This is a genomic window from Pseudomonadota bacterium (assembly GCA_039714795.1).
GTDB lineage: Bacteria > Pseudomonadota > Alphaproteobacteria > JAGOMX01 > JAGOMX01 > JBDLIP01.
In genome coordinates, this window is record JBDLIP010000016.1 from 1 (window position 1) to 21,862 (window position 21,862).

Here is a 21,862-nt window from a genome sequence, read left to right on the forward strand (position 1 = left end):
ATCCTTAAAGCAGGCAGCCATTCTCATCTCTGATTATGTTGATCATTATAACAATCAGCGCCTCCACAGCGCTATTGGCTACATTGCACCAATTCAAAATTAAAAATGAGTGCATTCTGTCAGAAAATCTGATACCAAGAAGGTAGGACTTGATCGATGAGATTGGGCCTTTGTAGTATCTAAGAAACGAAGGTCATTTGTCCGATTCCCGCTGAACCAACACAGTCGCACGTTTGGAAAATTAGCGTTCAGGATGACGGCTGAGGTGTGTAACACACAATTCAATCATTCTGCACAGCTGCTTTTAAAGCAAAAGCCCCAGCAAACAAATTCACTGGCACTGCAAAAAGGCTGCACGCAAACAAAAGCCACAGAGCATTATTGGGACAGACATCCTGCTGAGCAGCAACAATTGCCCCACAAGCAAAAATAAGTGGCGGAATCAGCAAAGGAAAAACTAACACTGACGTCACCAATTGATGCGACCTCATTCCCAATACGATCGTGCTCGATAAAACTGCAAGAGCACTCATACCAGGAACTCCCAACAAAAACGACGCAAACACAACAAATATCACCAATTGTTTCACGTGAAACATAATTGCGCATAACATCAACAGAATGCTGGCTTGGGTCAGGACAATCAAGCAATGTACACAAGTTTTTACCAACATGACCCACTCGAAATTAATTTCTAACTCATAAAGCTGTTCGAGTGTGCCATTCTTTAAGTCAGTTTCAAATAGCTGAGAAACCATTAAGGAGGACACAAACAAAATAATCACCCACAACAGCACTGGGAAAAAGGTAACATTTGGCCCCGCAGCAATTGTGAACACTAGCAATGTCAATAATGCAAAGCTTAGCAATGCCAGATAGGATCCTTTCTGGCGACAAAGCTGCAAAAACTCTGTTTTCAATAGAGTTAGCAATATATTCACGCAACTTCCCTCAGCAAACTAGGTAATGTCAAATCAAGGTGCTGGTTCGGTTGCCAGATTTTGGAACTTGCAAATGATTGGTGTGACACAAATATAACGCTCCCCCCTTGTTGTTGATGCGCTTGTATTAGGGAACACAAAATTTTTTGTCCATCTGTGTCGAGTCCAGAAAACGGTTCATCCAATAACCAAAGCCATGCAGAAAAAATCTGCAAGCGGCATAAATTTAAACGTTGACGTTGCCCCTGGGAGAGCAATGCTGTTGGAAATTCAGCGAGATCAGTCAAGTCACACACAGCAAGTATCTCGCCTATGTCTTGAGAACTACCTGGCTGCAATCCAGACCAATAACGCATCATTTCCACCACCGTCAAGTGTGTTTTCAGACCCTGCTTATGGTTAATCAGTAAGCAACGCTGGGAAAAAGCAGCAGGTTCTTGCCATTGCAGCTTTCCGGAGCTTACGGGTAGCAACCCAGCGATCAGCCGGAGTAGGGAGGATTTGCCCACACCATTTGCACCTTTTACCTGCAAACTTTCACCTTGAAGGATTTGAAAATTGACTCCTCTAAAAATAGGAGTGTCGCCACGGATACACCCCAATTCACGTCCCAATAAGCTAGGGGCGAAACTCATGTGTTTGCAATAGATGTTTTTGCAGCAAGGATACTTTGGTAAAAATCAAAATAAGACTGCACAACCTTTTCTTCCGTAAAGTCGGATATATAGGTCTCGAATCCCCCCGCAACGATTTTGTCAGCCAATTTCTTGTCTGCTATCACAGCATTGACAGCGCCGGCAAGTGCGTTTACATCATCAATCGGCACCAACATCCCATTTTCACCATTTTTAACATGCGCTTTCGGACCCGCACTGGCGGCAGTCACCAGAGGAACTTTGTGCAACCATGCCTCAACCATCACTGTGCCAAAAGGTTCATAGCGCGAAGGAAACACACAAATATCTGCTGTTTCCAGCAAGGCTGCACGATCATTACGCCAACCTAAAAATAGCACTCGATGATCAACTTGAAGACTCTTAGCCAAAACCTCCAGCTCACCACGTAAAGGCCCCTCTCCGGCTATCCACAAATAGGCTGAGGGTATATCCACAAGAGCCTTCAATAAAACATCGAGACCTTTTTTCGGATGCAACCGAGCCAAATTCAAAAGCAACGGCACATCTTCAGGGGTATCAAAATCCTGGCGGTTTACTGCTTTAGCAGTTTGGCTGGGACAAAACGTCCTTAAAACCTGCACCCTTTCAGTTGGCCACCCTTCTGCTACCTGATGCCGGCAAATATCCGGAGTGACTCCTACAAGGTACTCACAGTTATGATAATTGGACACTTTATAGTACCCACCAAACCACCCCACATGGATGAAAGGATTTTTAACTTGCTTCCTAAATGATTTTTGCGGACAAAACTGGGTAGCACGATTCATCCAGGTTTGCACAATATCGGGTTGAAAGTTGGAGATAACTTTTTCAATCCCAGGTCGGGTTTTCCAATCAAAAGGCTTGCGAAACGGAAGCGTGGTTACAGGAATGCCCGCGCTTTTGAGCATCTTTTCACACGGCGCACCATCACGAATCACGGCCTGCTGTTTGAGCCCTTTTTTATGCAGCGTGCAAACGGTATCGGCAAAAGCAGTTTCCGCGCCGCCAACCTCGCGCCCACCCATGATCTGTAGAACTTTCATGATACTTTCTAACCTGAGTTACTATGGGGCCAGCTTAGGGGAAAGCGAGGTGAAAAGCTAGGATGATGTTTGGGAGGTTACCTGTGAATTATCTTCTTCGTCCTTGCTGGGGTTTTGTGATTTCTCTTCTGCGGACTTTTCTTCAGCTTTAGTAGAGCCATCAGTTATCTGGCTAACACTAAAGCCTCTAATAACACTCCTAAATCTAACTTGGTCTGAAATATTTTGCGGATTGAGAACCCTTTTTACAGTCGACCGCGCTTCAGGAGTACTAACAATTTTATCCCGTGCTACCAATGCATAAGCTGCCGATAATGACCTTTCTTGCGAAAAGTTCTCTTCTTGTAAACGCTCATACAAATTCTTTGAAACAGGATTTTTATTGATAGTAATCACAATTTCTTCCCTACCCCTTTCGTTTTGTAGGTGAGTATCGATAGTAACCTCAACGTCTGCAATGAACTTTTTTGCTTCTGAGAATGGGATTGACTCTCCTAAGGGGTACGATTCTCCCACAATCTGTTCAGGCGGATAAAAAACTTGCTTGAATAGGTTGAGAATTCCCTGTAGCTCGCGAGCTTGATTCTGTTTTGCGCCCCGCAATAGGGAAATGACTCGAGAATTAATGTTTTTCAGAAAATCATCTTGCGTTATAGATGGTTCTGATGTTTGTGACTTTAGTCCAGCAGCATGGCGCACTAATTTCCGAGCATCCTCTATGGATAGTGTCGATTGCTGTAAACCTTCAAAAGCTTGCAGTTCTTGACCTTCTAGCTGTCCACTATACAAATACCATAAAATTGCACCCCCCAAATCACTTTCATTCTTTGGTGAAGCCTCTGGGAATACTTTTTTAAACTTCTCTACACCAAGTTTTTTCAATTCCTCATTATCTAGTTCATTATCGGAATCTATGTTCTCTAACACTACCTTGGCAATCTTTTCAGCTTGGGATTTTTCTAAGCTTACCCCCTCCAACTGCATAAAACTTTTCCCAAGTAGAGTTTGTTGAATACGTTCAAATTTAGACTTCGTATTGGTTGAAGAATTTTGTGCTATTGGTGGCGCAGGAGGAGGGGGAGGGAAATTTCCAGTCTGACTGGATACAGAAATTTTCTGGTCCAATTTGTTGATAGCTCCCAATATAAGATTCAACTGATCAGGTGAAAGAGTAATTGGAACACCACACCCTGGGCCATTGGATTCAATCTGTGTAATCGTATTCGTAACTTCCATATCACTCATTGGTTGCGGCTGAGGATTTTGCTGTGCTTTAGAAGGAGCACCTTCTTGTGTTTGGTTTTCAGTATTATTTTGCTGCGCTAATTGTTGTTTTAGTTTTTCTACTTCTTCCTTCAAGGATGCAATTTTTTCATCTTTTTGTTCTAGAGAAAGAGTGTTGTATTTTTGTTCTGATGCGTTTAAATCAACTAATTCAAGTAAGTGCTTAGCCCTTTCACATGCATTATCTCGCTGTAAGTCTAAAGCCTTAATAGCACCCATAAAAAAAGGCATACCATCGTTAGCTTTTTGTCGGCTTTTTGCTAATCCTACCTCTAAATCGAATTGGCCTGCCTTCACTGCTAGATTCACTTTTTCTTTAAATTCTTCATTGTAATAAAAAGATAGATAAGCTCGAAAATTTTTGTAGGCCTCATCAGCGTCATTTCGCTCTATTGGAGCCAGCGATTGAATAAGATTGTTCAGACCAGTTCTTAATTCTGTGGTGAAGGTAATTGGTTGTTGAGAAACAGTAGTATTGCCACGTATTTCTTCCTGGTCATCTGTAAAACTATCACTAGTAGCACCACAATCGTACACAAAACTGTTTGTTAGACATGCAAACATTAACCAAAATTGCAAATAACGGATAATGGGCTTCTGGAGAATCTTGAGCAACATAAAACATACCTCGCATCACATTAAAAATTTAACTAAACGGTTCACTCACCACTAAACTAGCTTAGTTACTAGTATGGATCGACATTCCATGTCAATAAGTTTTTTAGTATTTATTTTAAAATATTGTAAAATTTTTTGGGAATTTTATCTTTGTTAATGTTGGGCGGAGCTCATAGAGATTTTCAAAAGAGGGTGAGTTCCGCTCAACAAAAAAATGTACCACAGAATTACCCCTAAATGATGTATCCATAACATGAAATTAAAAATCCCGTTGTGGAAAAATTTCTCAAAATTACATAAAAATTTTACAACATTTTGAACCAAATACCAAAAAACCATTGACATAGGGGATAAGTCTATATTATTAGGTAGCTCAGTTCGGCAGTGAACAGCTTGCCGCAATTTATTTGTTAATTTGTACAGTAAATTTAATTGATATTATCAACGAGTAAGGAGATAAAATGCAGAAGACTACTTTGTATACACTACTTTGCACAACTGTGCTTTCAACGGGCGTTATGGCAACTGAGACCCCAGAACGCGTGGCATATCACAGAAGTCATATGGGTACAGCAAATTTTACACCCAATACTGAACGTGCAATGAAAAAAATCCTCAATGCAAGCTACGATCGTTCTAAAAGTGATGCTACAGGGCAAACTAAGCGTTTGATTGGTTATGAAACAGCAGTTAAAAAAGTAGATTTATTAGAGGAAGAACAAATTGCGATAAAGCAAGAAATGACAGAGTTACAGTCTAAAGTTACATCATTGCAAGAAACAACTGGAAAGCTCAACCAGGAAGCAATATCTTTGAAAACAACTTTATCTGGCCTAGAGTTAGCTAAATCACAGTTGGAAAAAAATTCTGAAACAAACAAACAAGCAATTGGTGCCTTGATAAAAACTTTGGGGAAGACCCAAGATGAACTTACTAGGAAAACTACACAGGCGGAGGAAAGCAACATTGAAATGCAAAACCTAATTGACAAGATCAATGGTTTGAAGCTTCGTTCAACAACAAACACTGATGTTAGTGAAGAAGACTTACAGAAGGATCCATTGACACTAGATCCAGCCGTAGATACAAATCCAATTGTTAGTCAAACCAAGAGTAATGATTTGACTAGTTTTCTGAGTGGTGACAATAAATTCTAATATGCCTTTGAATTGTCAAGCAAAAACCCCTAAATGAGCGTGATCAACGTTGGTTTTAGGGGGCTTTGTTCATTGCTCTTGTTGTGTTAAAACCTTAAGATATTTTGCCGCCTTACGAGATTGATATTAAAAAATGCAAAAAGTGATTTTGGTCATGATTGTGGTTATGCTTTCCGCATCTTGCACAGTCCGTGAGGTGGTGTCTGCTCAAGAAGTTCAAATACAAGCCAGGTCCGAAAGTGATTCGTGGATTGATAAGTGGCGACTGGGCCTTGGATTGGGATTGGACTATCACTATTTCGAAGCCAAGCTAAAGGATGATTTCTCTCAAATAAGCAAGCATTTGAAAAGCACTAGATCGCAAACAAAAAAAAATTTTAGCATTTCACCTTCCTTAGAAATTGGCGCAACTTTAAAGAAAGATTATTATTTTGGTACCCTGGTGAGTTGGCACTACCTAAATACCAATGCCGAATCACGTGCCCCTTTAATAGAACATGACCGCTTATTACATGATTTTCAGATGGATTATTTTCTGGATCTTCTCTTAAAACCAGGTATCAAGATTGTTCCTAATTTTATGGTCTACGGACTTATTGGTCCCACAATTCTTAAGTGGTCTCACAAAACCAGCCAATTTAGAAACGATGTGCTGGTTAAGGAATTTAAAATAAGACAAACAAATGTTGGACTAGGAGCAGGGCTTGGTTTTGAATATAACATTAAAGAAAGTTGTTCCCTGAGCGTAAACTATGTCTTTCATATACATAAATCAGCAAAAAATTCAGGCTTTACGTCTGTCCCCAAAGCTTTACCTCCTCCATTCAATCAAATCATAATTGATGGGCCCGTCTCCAAAAAAGTCGAACCGTCCTACTCAACAATTGGCTTACGCTTCACATACTTCTTGTAACAATAACCATGCAATTTCACACTCACACCAACCGAGGCATTCTCCGCCTCACCGGCCCAGACCAGTGCACTTTTCTACAAGGGCTCATCACCAATGATATCAACAAAGCAAGCGCTGACACGACTCTCTACAGCGCCCTCCTAACCCCTCAAGGAAAGTTCCTCTATGATTTTTTTGTTTTTGTTATTGGAGGTGCGCTTTATATCGAGTGCGAGAAAGATCGTCTCAGCGCTCTACAAACACATCTCAACAAATTTAAACTCCGCTCTGATGTCAATTTGAGCGATGTTACAGACCAGTGGCAAAGCATTAGTTTGTTTGGAGAAAATGCGCATGCCCTTTTCAACCTAAAACTGCAAACTGGACAGACTTCGCTTTTTGAAGACGGCATTGCTTTTGTCGATCCGCGCCTTAAAGAACTAGGTGTTATGGTCATCTTACCGCGTACGACAAAAATCCCAAAAATACTCACTGAGAACGCAACTGAAGTCTCCTTTGGTCTCTATGATCAACACCGGCTCTTACTTGGAATTCCCGACGGCAGCCGAGACATGTTGCCAGATAAAGCCATTCCCCTTGAATGCAACCTTGATGCCCTCAATGCCATTGATTGGAACAAAGGGTGTTATATGGGACAAGAGCTAACATCTAGGACAAAGCATCTAGGTATCGTGCGCAAACGTTTGCTGCCTGTAGAGTTTGATGGAGACACACTTCCTTTTCTCACTCCCTTAACCTTTCAGGGCAGAAAAGTGGGGACTATGCGCACTTCTGTTAAAGATGTTGGTGTCAAAGGAGCTGGGCTGGCATTGATAAGACTCGAAATTCTTGAGTCTGGTGAGTGCCCTCGACTTTTCACCCCAGAAAACGTGGAGATTACCCCACGTTTGCCAGAGTTTCTTCATTCGCTGCTGACCGTGCGTACTACTACCTCAGTTCGGGATTAACCCCCACTTTCTGCTGCTGCCTCTTCCACATTTGCTCATATAACCCTTTTTGATCAAGTAGATTTTGATGCGTGCCCCTTTCAGCAATACGGCCCTGGTCGAGCACGATGATTTCATCGGCGTCTACCACTGTTGACAGGCGGTGGGCGATAATAAGGGTCGTGTGGTGCGCTGACACCTCTTTCAGGTTGGTCTGAATATCTTTTTCTGTGCGTGTGTCCAGCGCTGAAGTGGCTTCATCGAATAAAAAGATACTAGGTTGCTTGAGCAGGGTTCTGGCAATAGCAATGCGTTGCTTTTCGCCGCCAGAGAGTTTTAGGCCTCTTTCGCCGACCATGGTTTTAAAGCCATCCGGCAAGCTTTGGATAAAATCAGAAATATGGGCATGGCGTGCTGCCCTTTCAACTTCACTATGGGTTGCTGTGGGACGTCCGTAGGCAATATTGTATTCAACGGTATCGTTGAACAGCACTGTGTCTTGTGGAACAATGCCGATGGCTTGTCTCAGGCTGCGTTGAGTAACGGTTTGGATCTCTTGATCATCGATAAGAATTGCTCCCGACGTTGGTTGATAAAAGCGAAATAAGAGCCTTGATATGGTTGATTTCCCCGCTCCACTCGGCCCAACAATTGCCAGAGTTTTACCAGCAGGAACCTGAAATGAAAGATCACGTAAGATAGGGCGTCTTGGATCGTAGGCGAAGTTTACCCGGTCAAAGACAACACTTCCTTTGGTAATCGAGAGTGGTTTGGCCTGAGGAATGTCACGAATTTCTTGCTTCATTCCAAGATAGGCAAACATTTGCTCCATGTCCACCAAGGCTAGTTTGATCTCGCGATAGGCAAACCCCAGAATGTTAAGGGGCTGATACAATTGGATAAGGTAAGTGTTGACTAGTACAAAATCTCCGACCGTCATTGTTTGGTTAAGGACGCGGACAGCCGCTAAAATCATGATTACTGTTAAACCAGCCGCAATAATAATGCCTTGGCCAACGTTCAAAAATGCGAGGCTAATTTCTCCCTTGATGGCCGATTGTTCGTAGCACTTTAGCGAGGCATCATAGCGGTCAGCCTCCCACTGCTCATTGTTGAAATATTTAACGGTTTCAAAATTTAACAGGCTATCGATAGATTTTGCATTGGCTTGGGATTCTTCACGATTCATCTTGCGGATAAATTTCGTGCGCCACTGAGTGATGCAAATTGTAAAAATGATGTAAAAAGTAAGGGTAATAAATGTGACGAGGCTGAATATCGGCTCATAGAGAATAGCCAGAGTGATACACACAAAGGTAATCTCAAACATGGTTGGAAAGATATTGAACGTTGAAAACCGCAGAACAGTGCGAATGGCGCGAGTGCCACGTTCTATAGCTGTGCTCAACCCTCCGGTTTTGCGGTCGAGATGAAAACGAAGACTGAGTTGATGCAAATGCTTAAAGGTTGTCAGAGCAACTTGCCGGACGGCTCTTTGGCCCAGCTTGGAAAACAGGGCATCTTTTAACTCGTTAAACACGAGGGACAAAACGCGTGCGCCACCATAGGCTAGAATAGGAAACAACGGTAGTGCCAAAGCAGGAACGTCTGTTGTGGTTAAAGCATCGACTGCATATTTATAGAAAATAGGCACCAAGACGATGAGTAGCTTTGCAAGCCCTAGCATCACAAAAATGATAACCAGTCGCAGCTTTAACCTTGGAGCATCTTTGGGCCACAAATAAGGCAGAAGCGTCTTGAGTGTCCCAAAGTGAGGAGTATGTGTATCAAGGTTAAGGTTGTGCTGCATCATGTCATGACTATCGGAATCTACGGTGAGTGTAGAACTATTTTAGAGATTGGTGCAAGGCTGATTATGGAAGGATCACTGCTTACCCCATGGATCGTCATTTTGCATGTTGAGTATGCAATTCAGGATGATGGCACCAAAATCAACAGTTTGATTCAGCTTCAGTATAACCCGACACTTACAACTTTTGTTTAGGTACATAAAGCACAATTTCAACGGGGCGCTCATCTTCTTCATCTGAAACGTTAATAATCTTCAGGGCTTCTTCTGGTTTGATGTAACGCTTGTCAACCTCTACCTCAAAAAGGATAACTCCCTTGGGTGGAACAAGTTTCATTTCATCATCACTGAGAATAATTTTACGAGAGGCCCCTAAGATCCGATTATCCATGGCTGTTGAAAGGTAACTTTCGCAAGCGATGACACATTCTTCAATCCATTTTGTTAGCTCACTTCTGGACATATTGGGAGCAGCTTTAGCTCCAAGAATTAGTTTGTTGTTTAGCCACTCTTTTTTCAAATGGATTGAGAATGTACGACCACTTTGTTCGAAAGGAAAGACAAAGTATCCTTCCTGAATGCGATTAAGCATGAGCGTGATAAACTCAAGTACTTTGCTATAGGTTGCGTGTAGGTCATTGTGGTTATAGGGGTCAAAGATTGGTGGGATTTGTGCCGGGAGCAGGCCGGCGATTTGCCCCGCCAAATCGCACAAGCCAACATATAAATTGAAAGGATGTGCAACTTCAGCATTCAATAGAGCTTCAAAAGGCAATAATCCAGTCGATAAAGCCCGTGCAAATGCTTCCGTATCTCCGGCAATATAGCTTGGAGAACCTCCTAGGAGCCTGTCTGTGAGATAAGCAATTTTTTCTCGAATTTGTTTGCAAATACCATCACATAATATTCCAAGAGCTGAGGATTTGGTAACTTTCAAACAAGGGGGAATATACTCTTTTATGGTAAAGGCATTTGCCTCACTCCCAATTTTAAAGAGCGGAAAACTGACATACGTTGATGGTGGTTTTCTGCCTACGAAAAGGGATACGTTGGGTGCCATACGAGGAATGGTAATTTTACCCTCTCCGGAATTTTCGTCAACAACAGCAATGCTGTCACGTGAGGTAAAGCGGGGGTTGGCTCCTGTGGCGTTGGCCGCACCATGTTGGTAACTAGGGATTGCCAGATATATAAGTTGTGGTTTCAGCGCAATGTCTTTTTCATACTGTTTCAAATCGATTTCAACCGTTTCCCCCTCACTGGCATAGCTTGAAATCACCAGACCATCTGGCATAACAGCCTCTAAAATCGTAAAGTACAATGTCCCGTCAACAAGTTTAACACTGTCGATTTCATAGCGCACAATGCCCCAGTGGAAGGAGGCCATTTGTGCAATGTGAAAGTGTAACAGTTCTCTTTGCCTGGTATCATTTTGTTGAAAATGCTGCGGCAATAACAGCATTCCTTCATGCCATTGAATCGCATCGGTTGTCAGTACAGCCACGGTAACCTCCCTCGGTCATGTTTTTTATTTCAATATTGTAGCAGGATTTGCAGGAAAGTTTACTGTTTTTTCACTCGAGGCTCGATGGAAAAATCCTTGCGTCGTAGATGAATTTGAATATCTCGATCTTTTCCAAGGCGGATTCGATGCGGATCCTCGGACAGATAGCGAGCAAATACAATACCACCTACGGGTAGGGATTTCGTGATGTTAACAGGGACATCGAACAAGCACTGTCCAGGAGCCACCTCCCAACGAAATACCTGAAGCGCTCCAGGATTGTCACTGCGAATCTGATCACTCATACGAAAATAATCACCTGCTGAGAGTCCCATGAGTTTATCGAGCAGCCCCTCCTGATAGATAATAATCACATCTACTTTAGTTGCAGAGTTATCGTTGGCATCTTGATCAACAACTAGACTGACAGTGTTGATCCACACCTCAGGTGTTTTGAAAAAAGAGCAGCCTGCAAGAGCCAATACACCTAAAACAAGGCAGGCGTGAAAAAAATTTCTAGAAAGTGGGTATGATTTATGGTTGTGTGACATGACGTTCTATTCTTACCACTTTTCCCCAGAGCGAAAAAGGTTTAGGAAGTTTTTGTAAAGCACGATGGGCATCCGTATAATTTCCGTACTTTCCAGCACGAATGAGATATACCGCCCGACCTGTATCATCTTGGGCGGTATTAAGAAAGGCATTAAGTTTCTGATCCTTGAGTTGCTTGAGCATTTGTTGTGCTGTTTCTAGATCATCACTTGTGGCAAGCTCAAGCGAGAAAAAAACGCGTGCTACCCTTGCATCGGGTATAAGTGCTGTTTTGCGCACTTTACCGTCGCGGATAGGTGCTTTTTGAGCTGTAGCTGCTATGGGTTTAGGGCCAAATGAGAGGTAGCTTACTAAAAATCCAGCTGCAAAACATAAGATTGCCACAAGGGCTACAATGAAAAAGAAAAGGAAAATAGATTTTTTTGACATGGTGATAACCAATGGTTTTTCAGGTGAAGGGTTCAGGGTTGCACGGTCTACAGACTTAACCCCTTGCAAATCCGACTTCTGCTCTTCTTGAGTGTCGTCGTTCAGGAAGGACGGAGGCGGAACTTGTTTTTGAGAACGATAAAAACGCAAACTTTTTTTTCGTGTCGTAAACGTTTTTTTCGCAGGGGCTTGACCACTTGCCATCTTTATTTCTCTTTAAAGGTTAAAGAACATCCAATTTTGCTGCTTCGTCAGCCAATCTAGCATGATAGGTACGTTAAGCCAAGGCAAACACATGCATTAAATTTGGGATAATGTAAACTGCACGTTTTTCGTTGTCATAAAATTGGCATAATTCAAAAAGGGGTAATTTAAGGTAACGCTTCTCGTCCGTCATTTCGAAAGCGGGTTACTCGTTGTTTAGCATTTTGCTTCGTATTACGGCCGGAGAGTGGTCTGAGGCTATGCCTCGTTAGCACTGTATGAGAAAGGAACCAGGCCGGCACTGGCATTTAGCAAATAAATCCGCTAGAATTAACGCTTGGAATTATTGGAGTTTTGAATGGACCCTATTCAGTTATTGTATCAACTGTATACCTCACTTGAGCTTAGTTTGATTTATGGTTTGGTCGCTATGGGGGTATACCTGTCATTTCGGGTCCTTGATTTTCCGGATTTGACCGTAGATGGCAGTTTTGTGCTTGGGGCTGCTGTGGCAAGCACACTGATTCTTTTAGGTGTCAACCCGTGGCTTGCCTCCATGTTATCGATGTTGGCAGGTGCTATGGCTGGGATCGTTACAGCGTGGTTAAATGTACGATGGAACATATTACACCTTTTGGCCAGTATTTTGACTATGATGGGTTTATACTCCGTTAATCTACGGATTATGGGAAGGCCAAATTTACCACTGTACTCTGAGGCAACAGTCTTTACTCCGTTTATAAGCCTGTTTGGTTCACGTGCTAATGGTGTGATTGTTTTACTCACCATTATGGTGCTTATTGTAAGCGCTTTGGTGTTCCGGTTTTTAAGTTCGGAAATTGGTCTTGCTATGCGCGCCACTGGCAAAAATCCACAAATGGCACGAGCCCAAGGTATTCGAACCCAACACATGATTTTGGCAGGTATGGCTTTGAGTAATAGCTTAGTCGCTTTGGCTGGTGCATTTTTTGCACAAAGTATGGGCTTTGCCGATATTACCTTAGGGCTGGGAACAATTCTTGTTGGGATTGCAGCGGTTATCATTGGCGAAGTTGTGCCCACACGTTCTATTTTTAATGCTCTAGTCCTGTGCGTGTTTGGCTCAGTGATTTACCATGGTTTGAGAGCTGGAGCCCTGCATTTAGAACTTATTAATAGCTCTGATCAACAACTATTTTCTGCTGTATTGGTTGGCTTAGCCATGATTTTACCCAACCTCATTAGAGATACGTTGAGGCGCCGGAGAACGGTATGATCCATTTAAACCAAGCTCAAGTTGTCTTCAATCCGCACACGCCACTTGAAACAAGAGCCTTGCGCGGAGTGGACCTAACTATTGCTGAAGGCGAATTTGTCGCCGTTATTGGCAGCAATGGCGCTGGAAAATCAACACTGCTTAATTTGTTAACTGGTGATATTGTACCCAGTGAAGGAGTAGTAGAGGTCGATGGAGTTAATATTAGCAATTGGTCGCCAGCAGCGCGCGCAGGTCTAGTAGCACGGGTATTTCAAGATCCGATGATGGGGACTTGTAGCGATCTGTCGATTGAAGAAAATTTTGCGCTAGCTTACAAACGCGGGCAAGCACGAAGATTGTCATGGGCTTTGAACAAAAAAATTCGCAAGGAGTTTCAAGACTACGTTTCTCAGCTGAATATGGGTTTAGAAGATCGCCTGAAAGACCCTATTGGCCGGCTTTCCGGTGGACAACGGCAAACTTTGAGTCTCCTGATGGCGGTATTAAGCCCTATGAAAATTTTGGTGCTAGATGAGCATACCGCAGCTCTTGATCCAAAAATGGCGGCCTTTGTAATGGAGCTTACGCAAAAAATCGTTAAAGAACGGCGCTTGACGGTTTTGATGGTCACACACCACATGCATCAAGCATTGCACGTCGGCACCCGCACGATTATGTTACACGCTGGCAAGCTTGTGCTGGATCTTAAAGGAAAAGAACGGAAAAAACTGGACGTACCGGAGCTTCTGGAGCTCTTCAAAAAGAAGAGTGGTGAAGAGATGGATGATGATCGATTGGTCCTTGATTAAGGAATGTTGGACAAAACCAGCTTCCGGTATGACGGCCAGTGATATACTCTCGTGAAATCAAAACCTCTAGTTTAATGATAGCTGCCAGCTTGCAATTTACTTGGGTAAATGAGCACTTCGAGTTCCCTATGATCGTGTCAGGAAACAGAGGTTTTGATTTCACTTCGTTATAGTTGATTTTTTCGTGGACAAACGAAGTACTTTCTTGCTTTTATGGTATATACTGAAGCTGAATCAGACCGTTGATTTTCTGGTACACTCAAAGTGCTCATTTACCCATATAAACTGCGCGCTTTTCACTGCCATAAAATTCAACATTTTGATTCAGCACGGGTATATATCAAAATTAAATGAATTATGAAAGTTACTCATGACCTGGAATCACTTTTTATGCACCGCCTTACTCACCACAAATTTTTTCACATCATTAGCGAGCTCCGTCGCCCTTGCGGGGCTTCCTCCGGCCAAGCTGTTACCAAAATACCAACCCAGCGCCAGTCCCCCAGCACCAGCTTCAAGACACTCTGAAGAGACAGCACAAACGCACCATGTCAGATCAGACATTCAAGCCCTGCAATCGCAAAATGCACAACTGCAAAATCAAATCCGTGCGCTAAGCCGACAGCTCAATGAAAGCGTTCAAATTCACGGGCAACAAAGCGAGGCAAAACATAATCCTGCCGGGGTGCAAGAAAAAATTGCAAGATTGCAGTCTGAAAATCACTCGCTGCGCACCCATATCCAAGAACTTACTGGCAAAGTTAACTCCATTCAGGTTGCTTCTACCAAAGGATCTACTCCGGAAACACAACAGGTTATACGCAAGCAACAGCAACAAATTCGCATTCTTGAAGAACACAATAAGGTTTTGCAAAAGCAATTGAATGAACTTGAAGCACGGTTTACGCAAATTCAAACGAGATCAAGGCAAAATCTGCGTCCTGCAGTTTTTGCTGAAAAAGACTACGATGGCAAATTGCAAAAACTGCAAACACAAAATGATCAACTCAATACTCATTTTCAAACGTTAAGTATCCGACTGAACAAGATGGATGGAAAGCGTGCAGCTATAGCACCACAAACCATTGCTTTTAACGCCACTCAAGAACAGGCGCTTACTCAACTGAATTCCCAGGTCGAAACTTTGCAGTCTCAGTTACGCACCCTAACCGGGCAAATTGAAGTGATGAATCACAAAATTCGCACGCTTGAAGGTAAGTCAAACGCAGGTAAATCAAATGAAAGTAAGCTCAGCACTACAAAAAGCGATGGTCTAGGCACTCCTGCAACTCCAGTAACACAAAGTCTAACAAAACAGTTACTTGCGCAAAAAAAGGAATCCACTTTGGCGGTAAAGGGCGGTTCACTCCCTAGCGGGCAGGCGCTGGAAGCCTACAATCAAGCCATTACATTGCTTAACAAGCGTGAATTTGATTTGGCGCAGCGAGCATTGCATGATTTCATAGTCCAGTACCCTACGAACCCACTTGTGGTAAATGCACAGTATTGGCTCGCAGAAACGTACTACATCCGGCGTGATTACCAACAGGCAGCCCTTGGATTTTCTGCTGCGTACAAAAAATACCAAAAATACAAACAAAAAGGTCATCAAGGACAATCTGCTGTAAAAGCACCTGAAATTCTCTTGAAGTTGGCACTGTCTCTCAAGGAAATGGGTAACAAGGGAGATGCCAGTATTACCCTAGATCAATTGGAAAACGAGTTTCCAAAGGCTCCGCAAAACATAAAAAGACAAGTCCACGCTGCTCGACTTGAATTGCGTTCAAGAGGTTGACCATTTCCTCGAAGGAAACGATACCACTCACGACGCGCTTTGATGGTGCGATAAAACGGCTCGGGCCTTTTGAGCAATGCCCAAAAGTAGCAGTTGCCCTTTCAGGTGGAAGTGATAGTCTCTGCCTGACATTGTTGTTACAAGACTGGATCCGCAAGAGAAAAGGTACCCTCATCGCTTTGACGGTTGACCATGGGCTCAGACAAGAATCAGCTCAAGAAACTAAGCTTGTCCATACGTGGATGAACCAGTTGGGCATTGAGCATCATATTCTTCAATGGCAGGGTGAAAAGCCAAACTCACGTATTCAAGAAAAAGCACGAAACGCGCGATATCAACTCTTGGAAAATTGGTGTCATAGCAATGGAATTTTGCATTTATTTTTCGGGCACAACGCCGAAGATCAGAACGAAACTACCTTGTTTCGTTTGCTGAGAGGCAGTGGTATAGACGGTTTAGCAGGAATGTCAGCCCTGGTTGAGAAAAAATACCTCCGAATTTTGCGACCCCTTTTGAATGTTTCACGTGAAACATTACGTCAAAAATTGAGTGATCAAAATCAACAATGGATCGATGATCCCTCCAACTCTTCTCCAAAATATACTCGCGCCCGTCTACGAAACATGCTGGAGCAGTACGTTGGAGAAAATATGAGTGAAGGTATAAGTCCCGTACGAGTCAACGCTCTTAGCCGGTGCCAGGGTCTCGGGCGCATTGCCCTGGAACAAGGCACTCACCATTTTCTTGCAAAAGCCGTCCAGGTATTTCCGGAAGGCTATGCTCTGCTAAACCCCAAGTATCTCGATCAAATTCCTCAGGATACTTTAATGCGCGCCCTTTCTTGGATTCTTATGACCATCGGTGGCAAGAGTTATCCTCCACGCACGAATCAGCTGAAATGTTTGCATCAGCAGGTTTTTTCTGGTAATAATAGTAGTGCGCGAACATGCTGGGGCTGCATAGTGCTGAAAAGGCGTGACAGGGTTTTATTTGTGCGGGAATCAGGCAGGATTGCACAGCAAGTTCCTCTAAATTCTGATTTGCGAGCATATTGGGATCACCGCTTTGTTGTTTGTTGGCCAAGCTCTTTGACCTTAAAGCAACAACCTTTAAGGGTTGCAAAGCTGGGCGAAAAAGGCTGGCAACAGGTTGTCACTCTACTTTCTAGACCTTTAAAGCAGAGAGTTCCTGCATCTGCTGGGTATGCACTTCCAGCGATATGGAAAGGTGATGTCGTCAAAACGGTGCCCCACCTTAAGTACGGAATTGACCTTGCGGGCGCATATGAAGATTGGAAGTCCTGGATTTTTGAGCCAGAAAGACCCATGGGGCCTCCAGAATTTATGATTGCTTAATTATATAGAAGTTAGAATGGAAACAGATATAAACTTAACACTAACAATTTTTAAGGAGTTTAATTTCCGTGAATAAAATGAGTCGTAATCTGGCCATTTGGGTCATCATTTTTTTGTTTATTGTCGTCCTTTTTAATCTATTTCGTGGACCTGAGGAGGAAGTAGATCGCAAATTCATTGACTATTCCAACTTCCTACAAGCCTCAAAAGATAACTCCGTAAGTTCCGTTGAAATAAATAAAAATACAATCAAAGGCACATTGACAGATGGAAGCCGATTCGTCACGAACATTCCGCCAAACTCTGAACTCGCCGAACGTTTAAGTAGCCAAGGCATTAGTGTAAAGGGTGCGCCCAATGACGATGATAGCCCCTCATTTATTCATATTCTCTTGTCTTGGTTGCCAATGCTCTTGCTCATTGGAATCTGGATTTTCTTCCTAAGGCAAATGCAAAGTGGTAGTAATCGCGCCATGGGATTTGGTAAGTCTCGTGCTCGCATGCTCACAGAGTCCTCAACGCGCGTCACCTTCAAAGATGTTGCAGGTGTTGACGAGGCCAAGCAAGAGATTGAAGAGATTGTCGAATTTCTAAAAGATCCTCACAAATTTCAACGAATTGGCGGAAAAATACCCAAGGGTGTCTTACTTGTAGGTTCGCCGGGAACTGGTAAAACCTTGCTTGCCAAAGCCATCGCTGGTGAGGCAGAGGTGCCATTTTTTAGTATTTCTGGTTCCGATTTTGTTGAAATGTTTGTAGGGGTTGGCGCTAGCCGTGTTAGAGATATGTTTGAGCAAGCTAAGAAAAATGCTCCTTGTATCATCTTTGTAGATGAATTGGACGCTGTCGGTCGACATCGTGGTGCCGGCCTTGGTGGCGGCAATGATGAACGTGAACAAACTCTCAACCAGCTCCTTGTTGAAATGGATGGTTTTGAAGAAAATGCAGGGGTTATTTTGATCGCCGCAACCAATCGCCCAGACGTTTTAGACCCTGCACTTTTACGCCCTGGACGATTTGATCGACAAGTTATTGTCCCAATGCCCGACCTTAAGGGTCGAGAACAAATCCTAGCTGTGCACTTGAAAAAAATCACAATTGCAAAGGATGTGAATAGGGCCGTGCTAGCCCGAGGTACCCCTGGGTTTTCTGGTGCGGATCTAGAAAATCTGGTCAATGAAGGGGCTTTACTGGCTGCGCGCTATAACAAAAGAGTTGTGAGTATGGCTGACCTTGAAGAAGCAAAAGATAAAGTTATGATGGGCACCGAACGCCGCTCTCTTGCTATGACGGACGAGGAAAAAAGCCTGACAGCATATCACGAAGCTGGACATGCACTTGTAGGACACTATAGCCCAGCGTCAGACCCCATTCATAAAGCAACAATTATTCCAAGGGGCCTTGCTCTTGGTATGGTAGTCCGCCTGCCGGAAACAGATCGCGTTTCCCAACCACGCGACAAATTGGAAGCAGATCTTGCGGTTGCCATGGGTGGACGCCTTGCTGAAGAACTTATATTCGGCCCTCAAAAAATTACAACAGGTGCCTCTTCAGATATCCAAGGTGCTACTAAAATTGCTCGTAGGATGGTAACCGAATGGGGTATGAGCGAAAAATTAGGACCGCTAATTTATGGTGAACCGACTCAGGAAGTTTTTCTTGGTCATTCTGTAACGCAACATAAAAATATCTCCGAAGCAACGGCCCAACTCATTGATCAAGAGGTGCGCAAGATCATCGATCTTGCATATGCAACTGCAAAATCGCTTTTGGAAAAGCATCTGGATGGATTGCACATTTTGGCCAAGGCACTTCTAGAATATGAGAGCATCACCGGAAAGGAAATACATCAACTCCTCGATGGCAAATCCTTGAATAGGACGACTCGGAACCCATCAAGAAAGACCCCAAAAAAAAGGACCACCAAAGCAAAGGGGACAAAAGCGACTCCCCCAAAGCTTAAACCCAAACCACAACCTGGAACTTGACCCTGGCCTGACAAAGGAGAAAGCAAGCACCATTATGCGTAAAATCTTTGGTACAGACGGTGTACGCGCTCGTGCAAACACCCACCCCATGACTCCAGACATCATCATGAAATTGGCTATTGCCGCAGGACTCCGGTTCACGCGTGGTGATTACCGACACATGGTTGTCATTGGTAAAGACACACGACTATCCGGTTACATGGTAGAGTCGGCACTGACCTCTGGTTTTGTTTCTGTGGGCATGGATGTTACATTAGTTGGCCCCCTGCCAACACCTGCTATTGCTATGTTGACCCGTTCGCTAAGGGCTGATATGGGAGTGGTTATTTCTGCCTCGCATAACCCATACGAAGATAATGGTATTAAGTTTTTTGGACCTGATGGCCATAAACTTTCAGACAACGACGAAGCACAGCTTGAGCAAAATATCATTACACAGTGTTCTGCGACTCTTGCGTCTCCAAATAATCTTGGTCGTGCCCGAAGATTGGATGATGCTCAAGGGCGCTATATTGAACATGTGAAAAATACATTTCCTAAAAATCTCCGTCTGGATGGTCTGAAAATTGTGATTGATTGTGCTAATGGCGCAGCTTATCAGGTTGCTCCTGCCGTTCTATGGGAGTTAGGTGCTGAAATCATTTGTATTGGCGTTGATCCAGATGGGTTTAATATCAACCAGGGATGTGGAGCCACCGTGCCTGACTCCATGCAAAAAGCAGTTTTAGAGCATAAAGCTGATCTTGGCATCGCCTTAGACGGAGACGCTGACAGGGTCATTATGGCAGATGAAAAAGGCAAGCTGATCAATGGTGATCAAATCTTGAGCCTCATTGCCATACACTGGCAAAAAACCAATCGCCTTCATAGCCAAACAATCGTTGGTACTGTCATGTCTAACTTAGGAATGGAGAGATACTTAACGGCTCAAGGGCTCAACCTACACAGAACACCTGTCGGTGATCGTTACATTGCTGAATATATGCGGCAAAATCAATGTAATGTTGGAGGTGAACAATCAGGACACACAATCCTTAAAGATTACGCCACCACGGGTGACGGTCTTATTGCTGCATTACAGGTTCTTGCCTTTCTTGTTGAAGCAAAAAAGCCCGTGAGTGAAATTGCCCACCCTTTTTCTCCCACACCACAAATTTTGCATAACATTCAATTCTCAGGCTTAAACCCTCTAGAACACCCATCCGTCATCAATAGCTTAAATAAACTTACAACTGAGTTTAAGACGAAAGGGCGACTTTTGATCCGAAAGTCAGGAACAGAATCCTTGGTTCGTATTATGGCTGAGGGAGAAGATCTATCAGAGCTACACCAGGTCGTTCAAGAGGCCAGCCAAGCTGTCACTCAACACTTAGCTGAAACAGAACAGGTTGCCTAACAATGGAAATAATTCAGGGAGATAAATATGCACGGTCGTACCCTTCTTATTGGTGAGCTTATCACTAACAGTGGCTCAGGCTTGCAAGGAGATATCATTACTACAACCGCTCTTGGCGGTAGTCCTCTTATGGCGATTACACAGATGTCCACAGGCCACACGCCCTTGAAACGAGCCCTTCAGCCTGTAGATCCCCAATTTGTCTCACAACAGATCTCAGCCAGTCTTGATTCACCAGGGGTTGATAGCATAAAAATTGGTATCCTGCCATCACAAGAAATTATTGATGTGGTGATCCATTGTCTAAGCACCACCTTTCAGGACATTCCCATTGTGATGTGTCCAATTACGGTTTCGGACTTAGGAGAGGCACTGATTGATGCCCCATGCATCAAAAAGATTACGGATAAATTATTTAAACACCTAATCGTTCTTGTCTTATCAGTGCGCGAGGCTGAATTGCTTTCTGGCGAGGACATTACGGATCTAGAGTCCATGTGTGAGATTGCTCACAAGTTGCTAAAATACGGGTCACAAGCGATTCTCATTACCGGAGGAATCTTAACTGGCGATAACCATTATGACGTTTTTGTAACTGCAAAATCCAAAGAGAAAGTTTTATCACACCGAAAGAGCCAAAACCAAATCGAAGAAAAGTACAATTTTTGCGGTTCATGGGTTCTTGCAACAGCCATTGCCACGCGCCTTGGACAAGGGTATAACCTCACACAAGCGTTGAATCACTCCAGACAGTACGTCAACAATGCGATTTTAAACGCAGAGACAAATGGTAACGACTATCAAAACTTGAACTTAATTCATTCGATTACTCCCTTTGCAGCCAATGAAACAAACTCAGCTTATTCAATCCTCTCCAATAAAACTCCTTAACCCAATGGCACTAAGGAATGGGTGCGAAGTAACCTCCAATTTTTGAGTATGGACGCTTTGCGACATTTTTATTGGGTCTAGTAAACTGGGACGGTTACCTGCCCCCAGTTTACTCGAGCAAAACATCATTTTTAAATTCTGGAAATTTTTGGCAAAAAGGTTGCATCAACATTATTTTTCTCCTTGGTAAATATTCAATCCATACAAAGGGTTGTTATATTTTTATTCTCAAGCGGACACAGTCGCACTTATTTAGTGGGTTGACAAGTATCACCTTATATTATATTCGATATCCCGTGAGAAATAAGAATACGTCAAAAAGATAATCGGTTGAAATCAATGAAAAATTCT

Annotated in this window: 19 protein-coding genes; 11 read left to right on the forward strand and 8 right to left on the reverse strand. The window is 43.3% G+C overall.

Translation table 11 applies throughout. The features are described from left to right. Positions 1–281: 281 nt before the first annotated feature. Genes ABFQ95_02315 through ABFQ95_02330 form a run of 4 tightly spaced genes read right to left on the reverse strand, consistent with a single transcriptional unit; the run spans position 282 to position 4,545 of the window. Entirely contained in the window at positions 282–941 is a 660-nt protein-coding gene (locus tag ABFQ95_02315; GenBank protein ID MEN8236374.1) for a heme exporter protein CcmB, read from the reverse strand. Next, on the reverse strand, positions 938–1,576 hold the full coding sequence (ccmA, locus tag ABFQ95_02320; GenBank protein ID MEN8236375.1) for a heme ABC exporter ATP-binding protein CcmA: 639 nt from the start codon (positions 1,574–1,576) through the stop codon (positions 938–940). The genes ABFQ95_02315 and ccmA overlap by 4 nt, the downstream gene beginning before the upstream one ends. Then, positions 1,573–2,643 (reverse strand): glycosyltransferase, encoded by a 1,071-nt coding sequence (locus ABFQ95_02325; protein ID MEN8236376.1) that lies wholly within the window; start codon positions 2,641–2,643, stop codon positions 1,573–1,575. Before ABFQ95_02325 ends, ccmA begins: the two co-directional genes overlap by 4 nt. 57 nt (positions 2,644–2,700) lie before the next feature. Continuing rightward, positions 2,701–4,545, reverse strand: a complete 1,845-nt coding sequence (locus tag ABFQ95_02330) for a hypothetical protein (protein MEN8236377.1) — start codon at positions 4,543–4,545, stop codon at positions 2,701–2,703. Between the two features lie 461 nt (positions 4,546–5,006). Here ABFQ95_02330 and ABFQ95_02335 point away from each other — a divergent pair, with 461 nt between their 5' ends. From ABFQ95_02335 to ABFQ95_02345, 3 genes are all read left to right on the forward strand, one after another. Next, the gene (locus ABFQ95_02335) at positions 5,007–5,702 is read left to right on the forward strand and encodes a hypothetical protein (protein MEN8236378.1); all 696 of its coding nucleotides are present in this window, start codon (positions 5,007–5,009) and stop codon (positions 5,700–5,702) included. A 133-nt stretch (positions 5,703–5,835) separates the two neighbouring features. Beyond that, complete coding sequence (locus tag ABFQ95_02340) at positions 5,836–6,615, forward strand: hypothetical protein (protein MEN8236379.1); 780 nt, start codon at positions 5,836–5,838, stop codon at positions 6,613–6,615. 8 nt (positions 6,616–6,623) lie between these two features. Next, on the forward strand, positions 6,624–7,562 hold the full coding sequence (locus ABFQ95_02345; protein MEN8236380.1) for a folate-binding protein: 939 nt from the start codon (positions 6,624–6,626) through the stop codon (positions 7,560–7,562). Here the strand turns inward: ABFQ95_02345 and ABFQ95_02350 are convergent. Beyond that, a complete protein-coding gene (locus tag ABFQ95_02350) occupies positions 7,543–9,351 on the reverse strand; it encodes an ABC transporter ATP-binding protein/permease (protein ID MEN8236381.1) in 1,809 nt (602 codons plus the stop codon). The genes ABFQ95_02345 and ABFQ95_02350 overlap by 20 nt on opposite strands. Before the next feature lie 6 nt (positions 9,352–9,357). Here ABFQ95_02350 and ABFQ95_02355 point away from each other — a divergent pair, with 6 nt between their 5' ends. After that, positions 9,358–9,546: a hypothetical protein gene (locus ABFQ95_02355; GenBank protein MEN8236382.1), complete on the forward strand. Its 189-nt coding sequence runs from the start codon at positions 9,358–9,360 to the stop codon at positions 9,544–9,546. On the opposite strand, the gene tssK is transcribed toward ABFQ95_02355, so the two are convergent. Genes tssK through ABFQ95_02370 form a run of 3 tightly spaced genes read right to left on the reverse strand, consistent with a single transcriptional unit; the run spans position 9,530 to position 12,040 of the window. Then, entirely contained in the window at positions 9,530–10,855 is a 1,326-nt protein-coding gene (tssK, locus tag ABFQ95_02360; GenBank protein ID MEN8236383.1) for a type VI secretion system baseplate subunit TssK, read from the reverse strand. The genes ABFQ95_02355 and tssK overlap by 17 nt on opposite strands. A 59-nt stretch (positions 10,856–10,914) precedes the next feature. Continuing rightward, on the reverse strand, positions 10,915–11,406 hold the full coding sequence (locus ABFQ95_02365) for a hypothetical protein (protein ID MEN8236384.1): 492 nt from the start codon (positions 11,404–11,406) through the stop codon (positions 10,915–10,917). Next, complete coding sequence (locus ABFQ95_02370) at positions 11,390–12,040, reverse strand: SPOR domain-containing protein (protein MEN8236385.1); 651 nt, start codon at positions 12,038–12,040, stop codon at positions 11,390–11,392. The genes ABFQ95_02365 and ABFQ95_02370 overlap by 17 nt, the downstream gene beginning before the upstream one ends. A gap of 358 nt (positions 12,041–12,398) precedes the next feature. On the opposite strand from ABFQ95_02370, the gene ABFQ95_02375 reads away from it, so the two are divergent. The 7 genes from ABFQ95_02375 (at position 12,399) to ABFQ95_02405 (ending at position 21,511) form a co-directional block, all read left to right on the forward strand. Further along, positions 12,399–13,295, forward strand: a complete 897-nt coding sequence (locus ABFQ95_02375) for an ABC transporter permease (GenBank protein ID MEN8236386.1) — start codon at positions 12,399–12,401, stop codon at positions 13,293–13,295. Continuing rightward, on the forward strand, positions 13,292–14,086 hold the full coding sequence (locus ABFQ95_02380) for an ABC transporter ATP-binding protein (protein ID MEN8236387.1): 795 nt from the start codon (positions 13,292–13,294) through the stop codon (positions 14,084–14,086). Before ABFQ95_02375 ends, ABFQ95_02380 begins: the two co-directional genes overlap by 4 nt. A gap of 370 nt (positions 14,087–14,456) precedes the next feature. Beyond that, complete coding sequence (locus ABFQ95_02385) at positions 14,457–15,881, forward strand: tetratricopeptide repeat protein (GenBank protein ID MEN8236388.1); 1,425 nt, start codon at positions 14,457–14,459, stop codon at positions 15,879–15,881. Further along, the gene (tilS, locus tag ABFQ95_02390) at positions 15,878–17,236 is read left to right on the forward strand and encodes a tRNA lysidine(34) synthetase TilS (protein MEN8236389.1); all 1,359 of its coding nucleotides are present in this window, start codon (positions 15,878–15,880) and stop codon (positions 17,234–17,236) included. Before ABFQ95_02385 ends, tilS begins: the two co-directional genes overlap by 4 nt. A 68-nt stretch (positions 17,237–17,304) precedes the next feature. Further along, positions 17,305–19,224: an ATP-dependent zinc metalloprotease FtsH gene (gene ftsH, locus ABFQ95_02395; protein MEN8236390.1), complete on the forward strand. Its 1,920-nt coding sequence runs from the start codon at positions 17,305–17,307 to the stop codon at positions 19,222–19,224. Positions 19,225–19,258: 34 nt separating this feature from the next. Next, the gene (glmM, locus tag ABFQ95_02400) at positions 19,259–20,620 is read left to right on the forward strand and encodes a phosphoglucosamine mutase (GenBank protein ID MEN8236391.1); all 1,362 of its coding nucleotides are present in this window, start codon (positions 19,259–19,261) and stop codon (positions 20,618–20,620) included. 27 nt (positions 20,621–20,647) lie between these two features. Then, the gene (locus ABFQ95_02405) at positions 20,648–21,511 is read left to right on the forward strand and encodes a bifunctional hydroxymethylpyrimidine kinase/phosphomethylpyrimidine kinase (GenBank protein ID MEN8236392.1); all 864 of its coding nucleotides are present in this window, start codon (positions 20,648–20,650) and stop codon (positions 21,509–21,511) included. Positions 21,512–21,862: the final 351 nt, after the last annotated feature.

Coding starts and splice junctions, on each gene's coding strand:
- ABFQ95_02350 (MEN8236381.1), bottom strand. CDS start 9,351: ATGCAGCACAACCTTAACCTTGATACACATACTCCTCACTTTGGGACA.
- ABFQ95_02370 (MEN8236385.1), bottom strand. CDS start 12,040: ATGGCAAGTGGTCAAGCCCCTGCGAAAAAAACGTTTACGACACGAAAA.
- ABFQ95_02355 (MEN8236382.1), top strand. CDS start 9,358: ATGACTATCGGAATCTACGGTGAGTGTAGAACTATTTTAGAGATTGGT.
- ABFQ95_02405 (MEN8236392.1), top strand. CDS start 20,648: ATGCACGGTCGTACCCTTCTTATTGGTGAGCTTATCACTAACAGTGGC.
- ABFQ95_02325 (MEN8236376.1), bottom strand. CDS start 2,643: ATGAAAGTTCTACAGATCATGGGTGGGCGCGAGGTTGGCGGCGCGGAA.
- ABFQ95_02335 (MEN8236378.1), top strand. CDS start 5,007: ATGCAGAAGACTACTTTGTATACACTACTTTGCACAACTGTGCTTTCA.
- ABFQ95_02375 (MEN8236386.1), top strand. CDS start 12,399: ATGGACCCTATTCAGTTATTGTATCAACTGTATACCTCACTTGAGCTT.
- ABFQ95_02385 (MEN8236388.1), top strand. CDS start 14,457: ATGACCTGGAATCACTTTTTATGCACCGCCTTACTCACCACAAATTTT.
- ccmA (MEN8236375.1), bottom strand. CDS start 1,576: ATGAGTTTCGCCCCTAGCTTATTGGGACGTGAATTGGGGTGTATCCGT.
- ABFQ95_02380 (MEN8236387.1), top strand. CDS start 13,292: ATGATCCATTTAAACCAAGCTCAAGTTGTCTTCAATCCGCACACGCCA.
- ABFQ95_02340 (MEN8236379.1), top strand. CDS start 5,836: ATGCAAAAAGTGATTTTGGTCATGATTGTGGTTATGCTTTCCGCATCT.
- ABFQ95_02345 (MEN8236380.1), top strand. CDS start 6,624: ATGCAATTTCACACTCACACCAACCGAGGCATTCTCCGCCTCACCGGC.
- ABFQ95_02365 (MEN8236384.1), bottom strand. CDS start 11,406: ATGTCACACAACCATAAATCATACCCACTTTCTAGAAATTTTTTTCAC.
- ABFQ95_02330 (MEN8236377.1), bottom strand. CDS start 4,545: ATGTTGCTCAAGATTCTCCAGAAGCCCATTATCCGTTATTTGCAATTT.
- glmM (MEN8236391.1), top strand. CDS start 19,259: ATGCGTAAAATCTTTGGTACAGACGGTGTACGCGCTCGTGCAAACACC.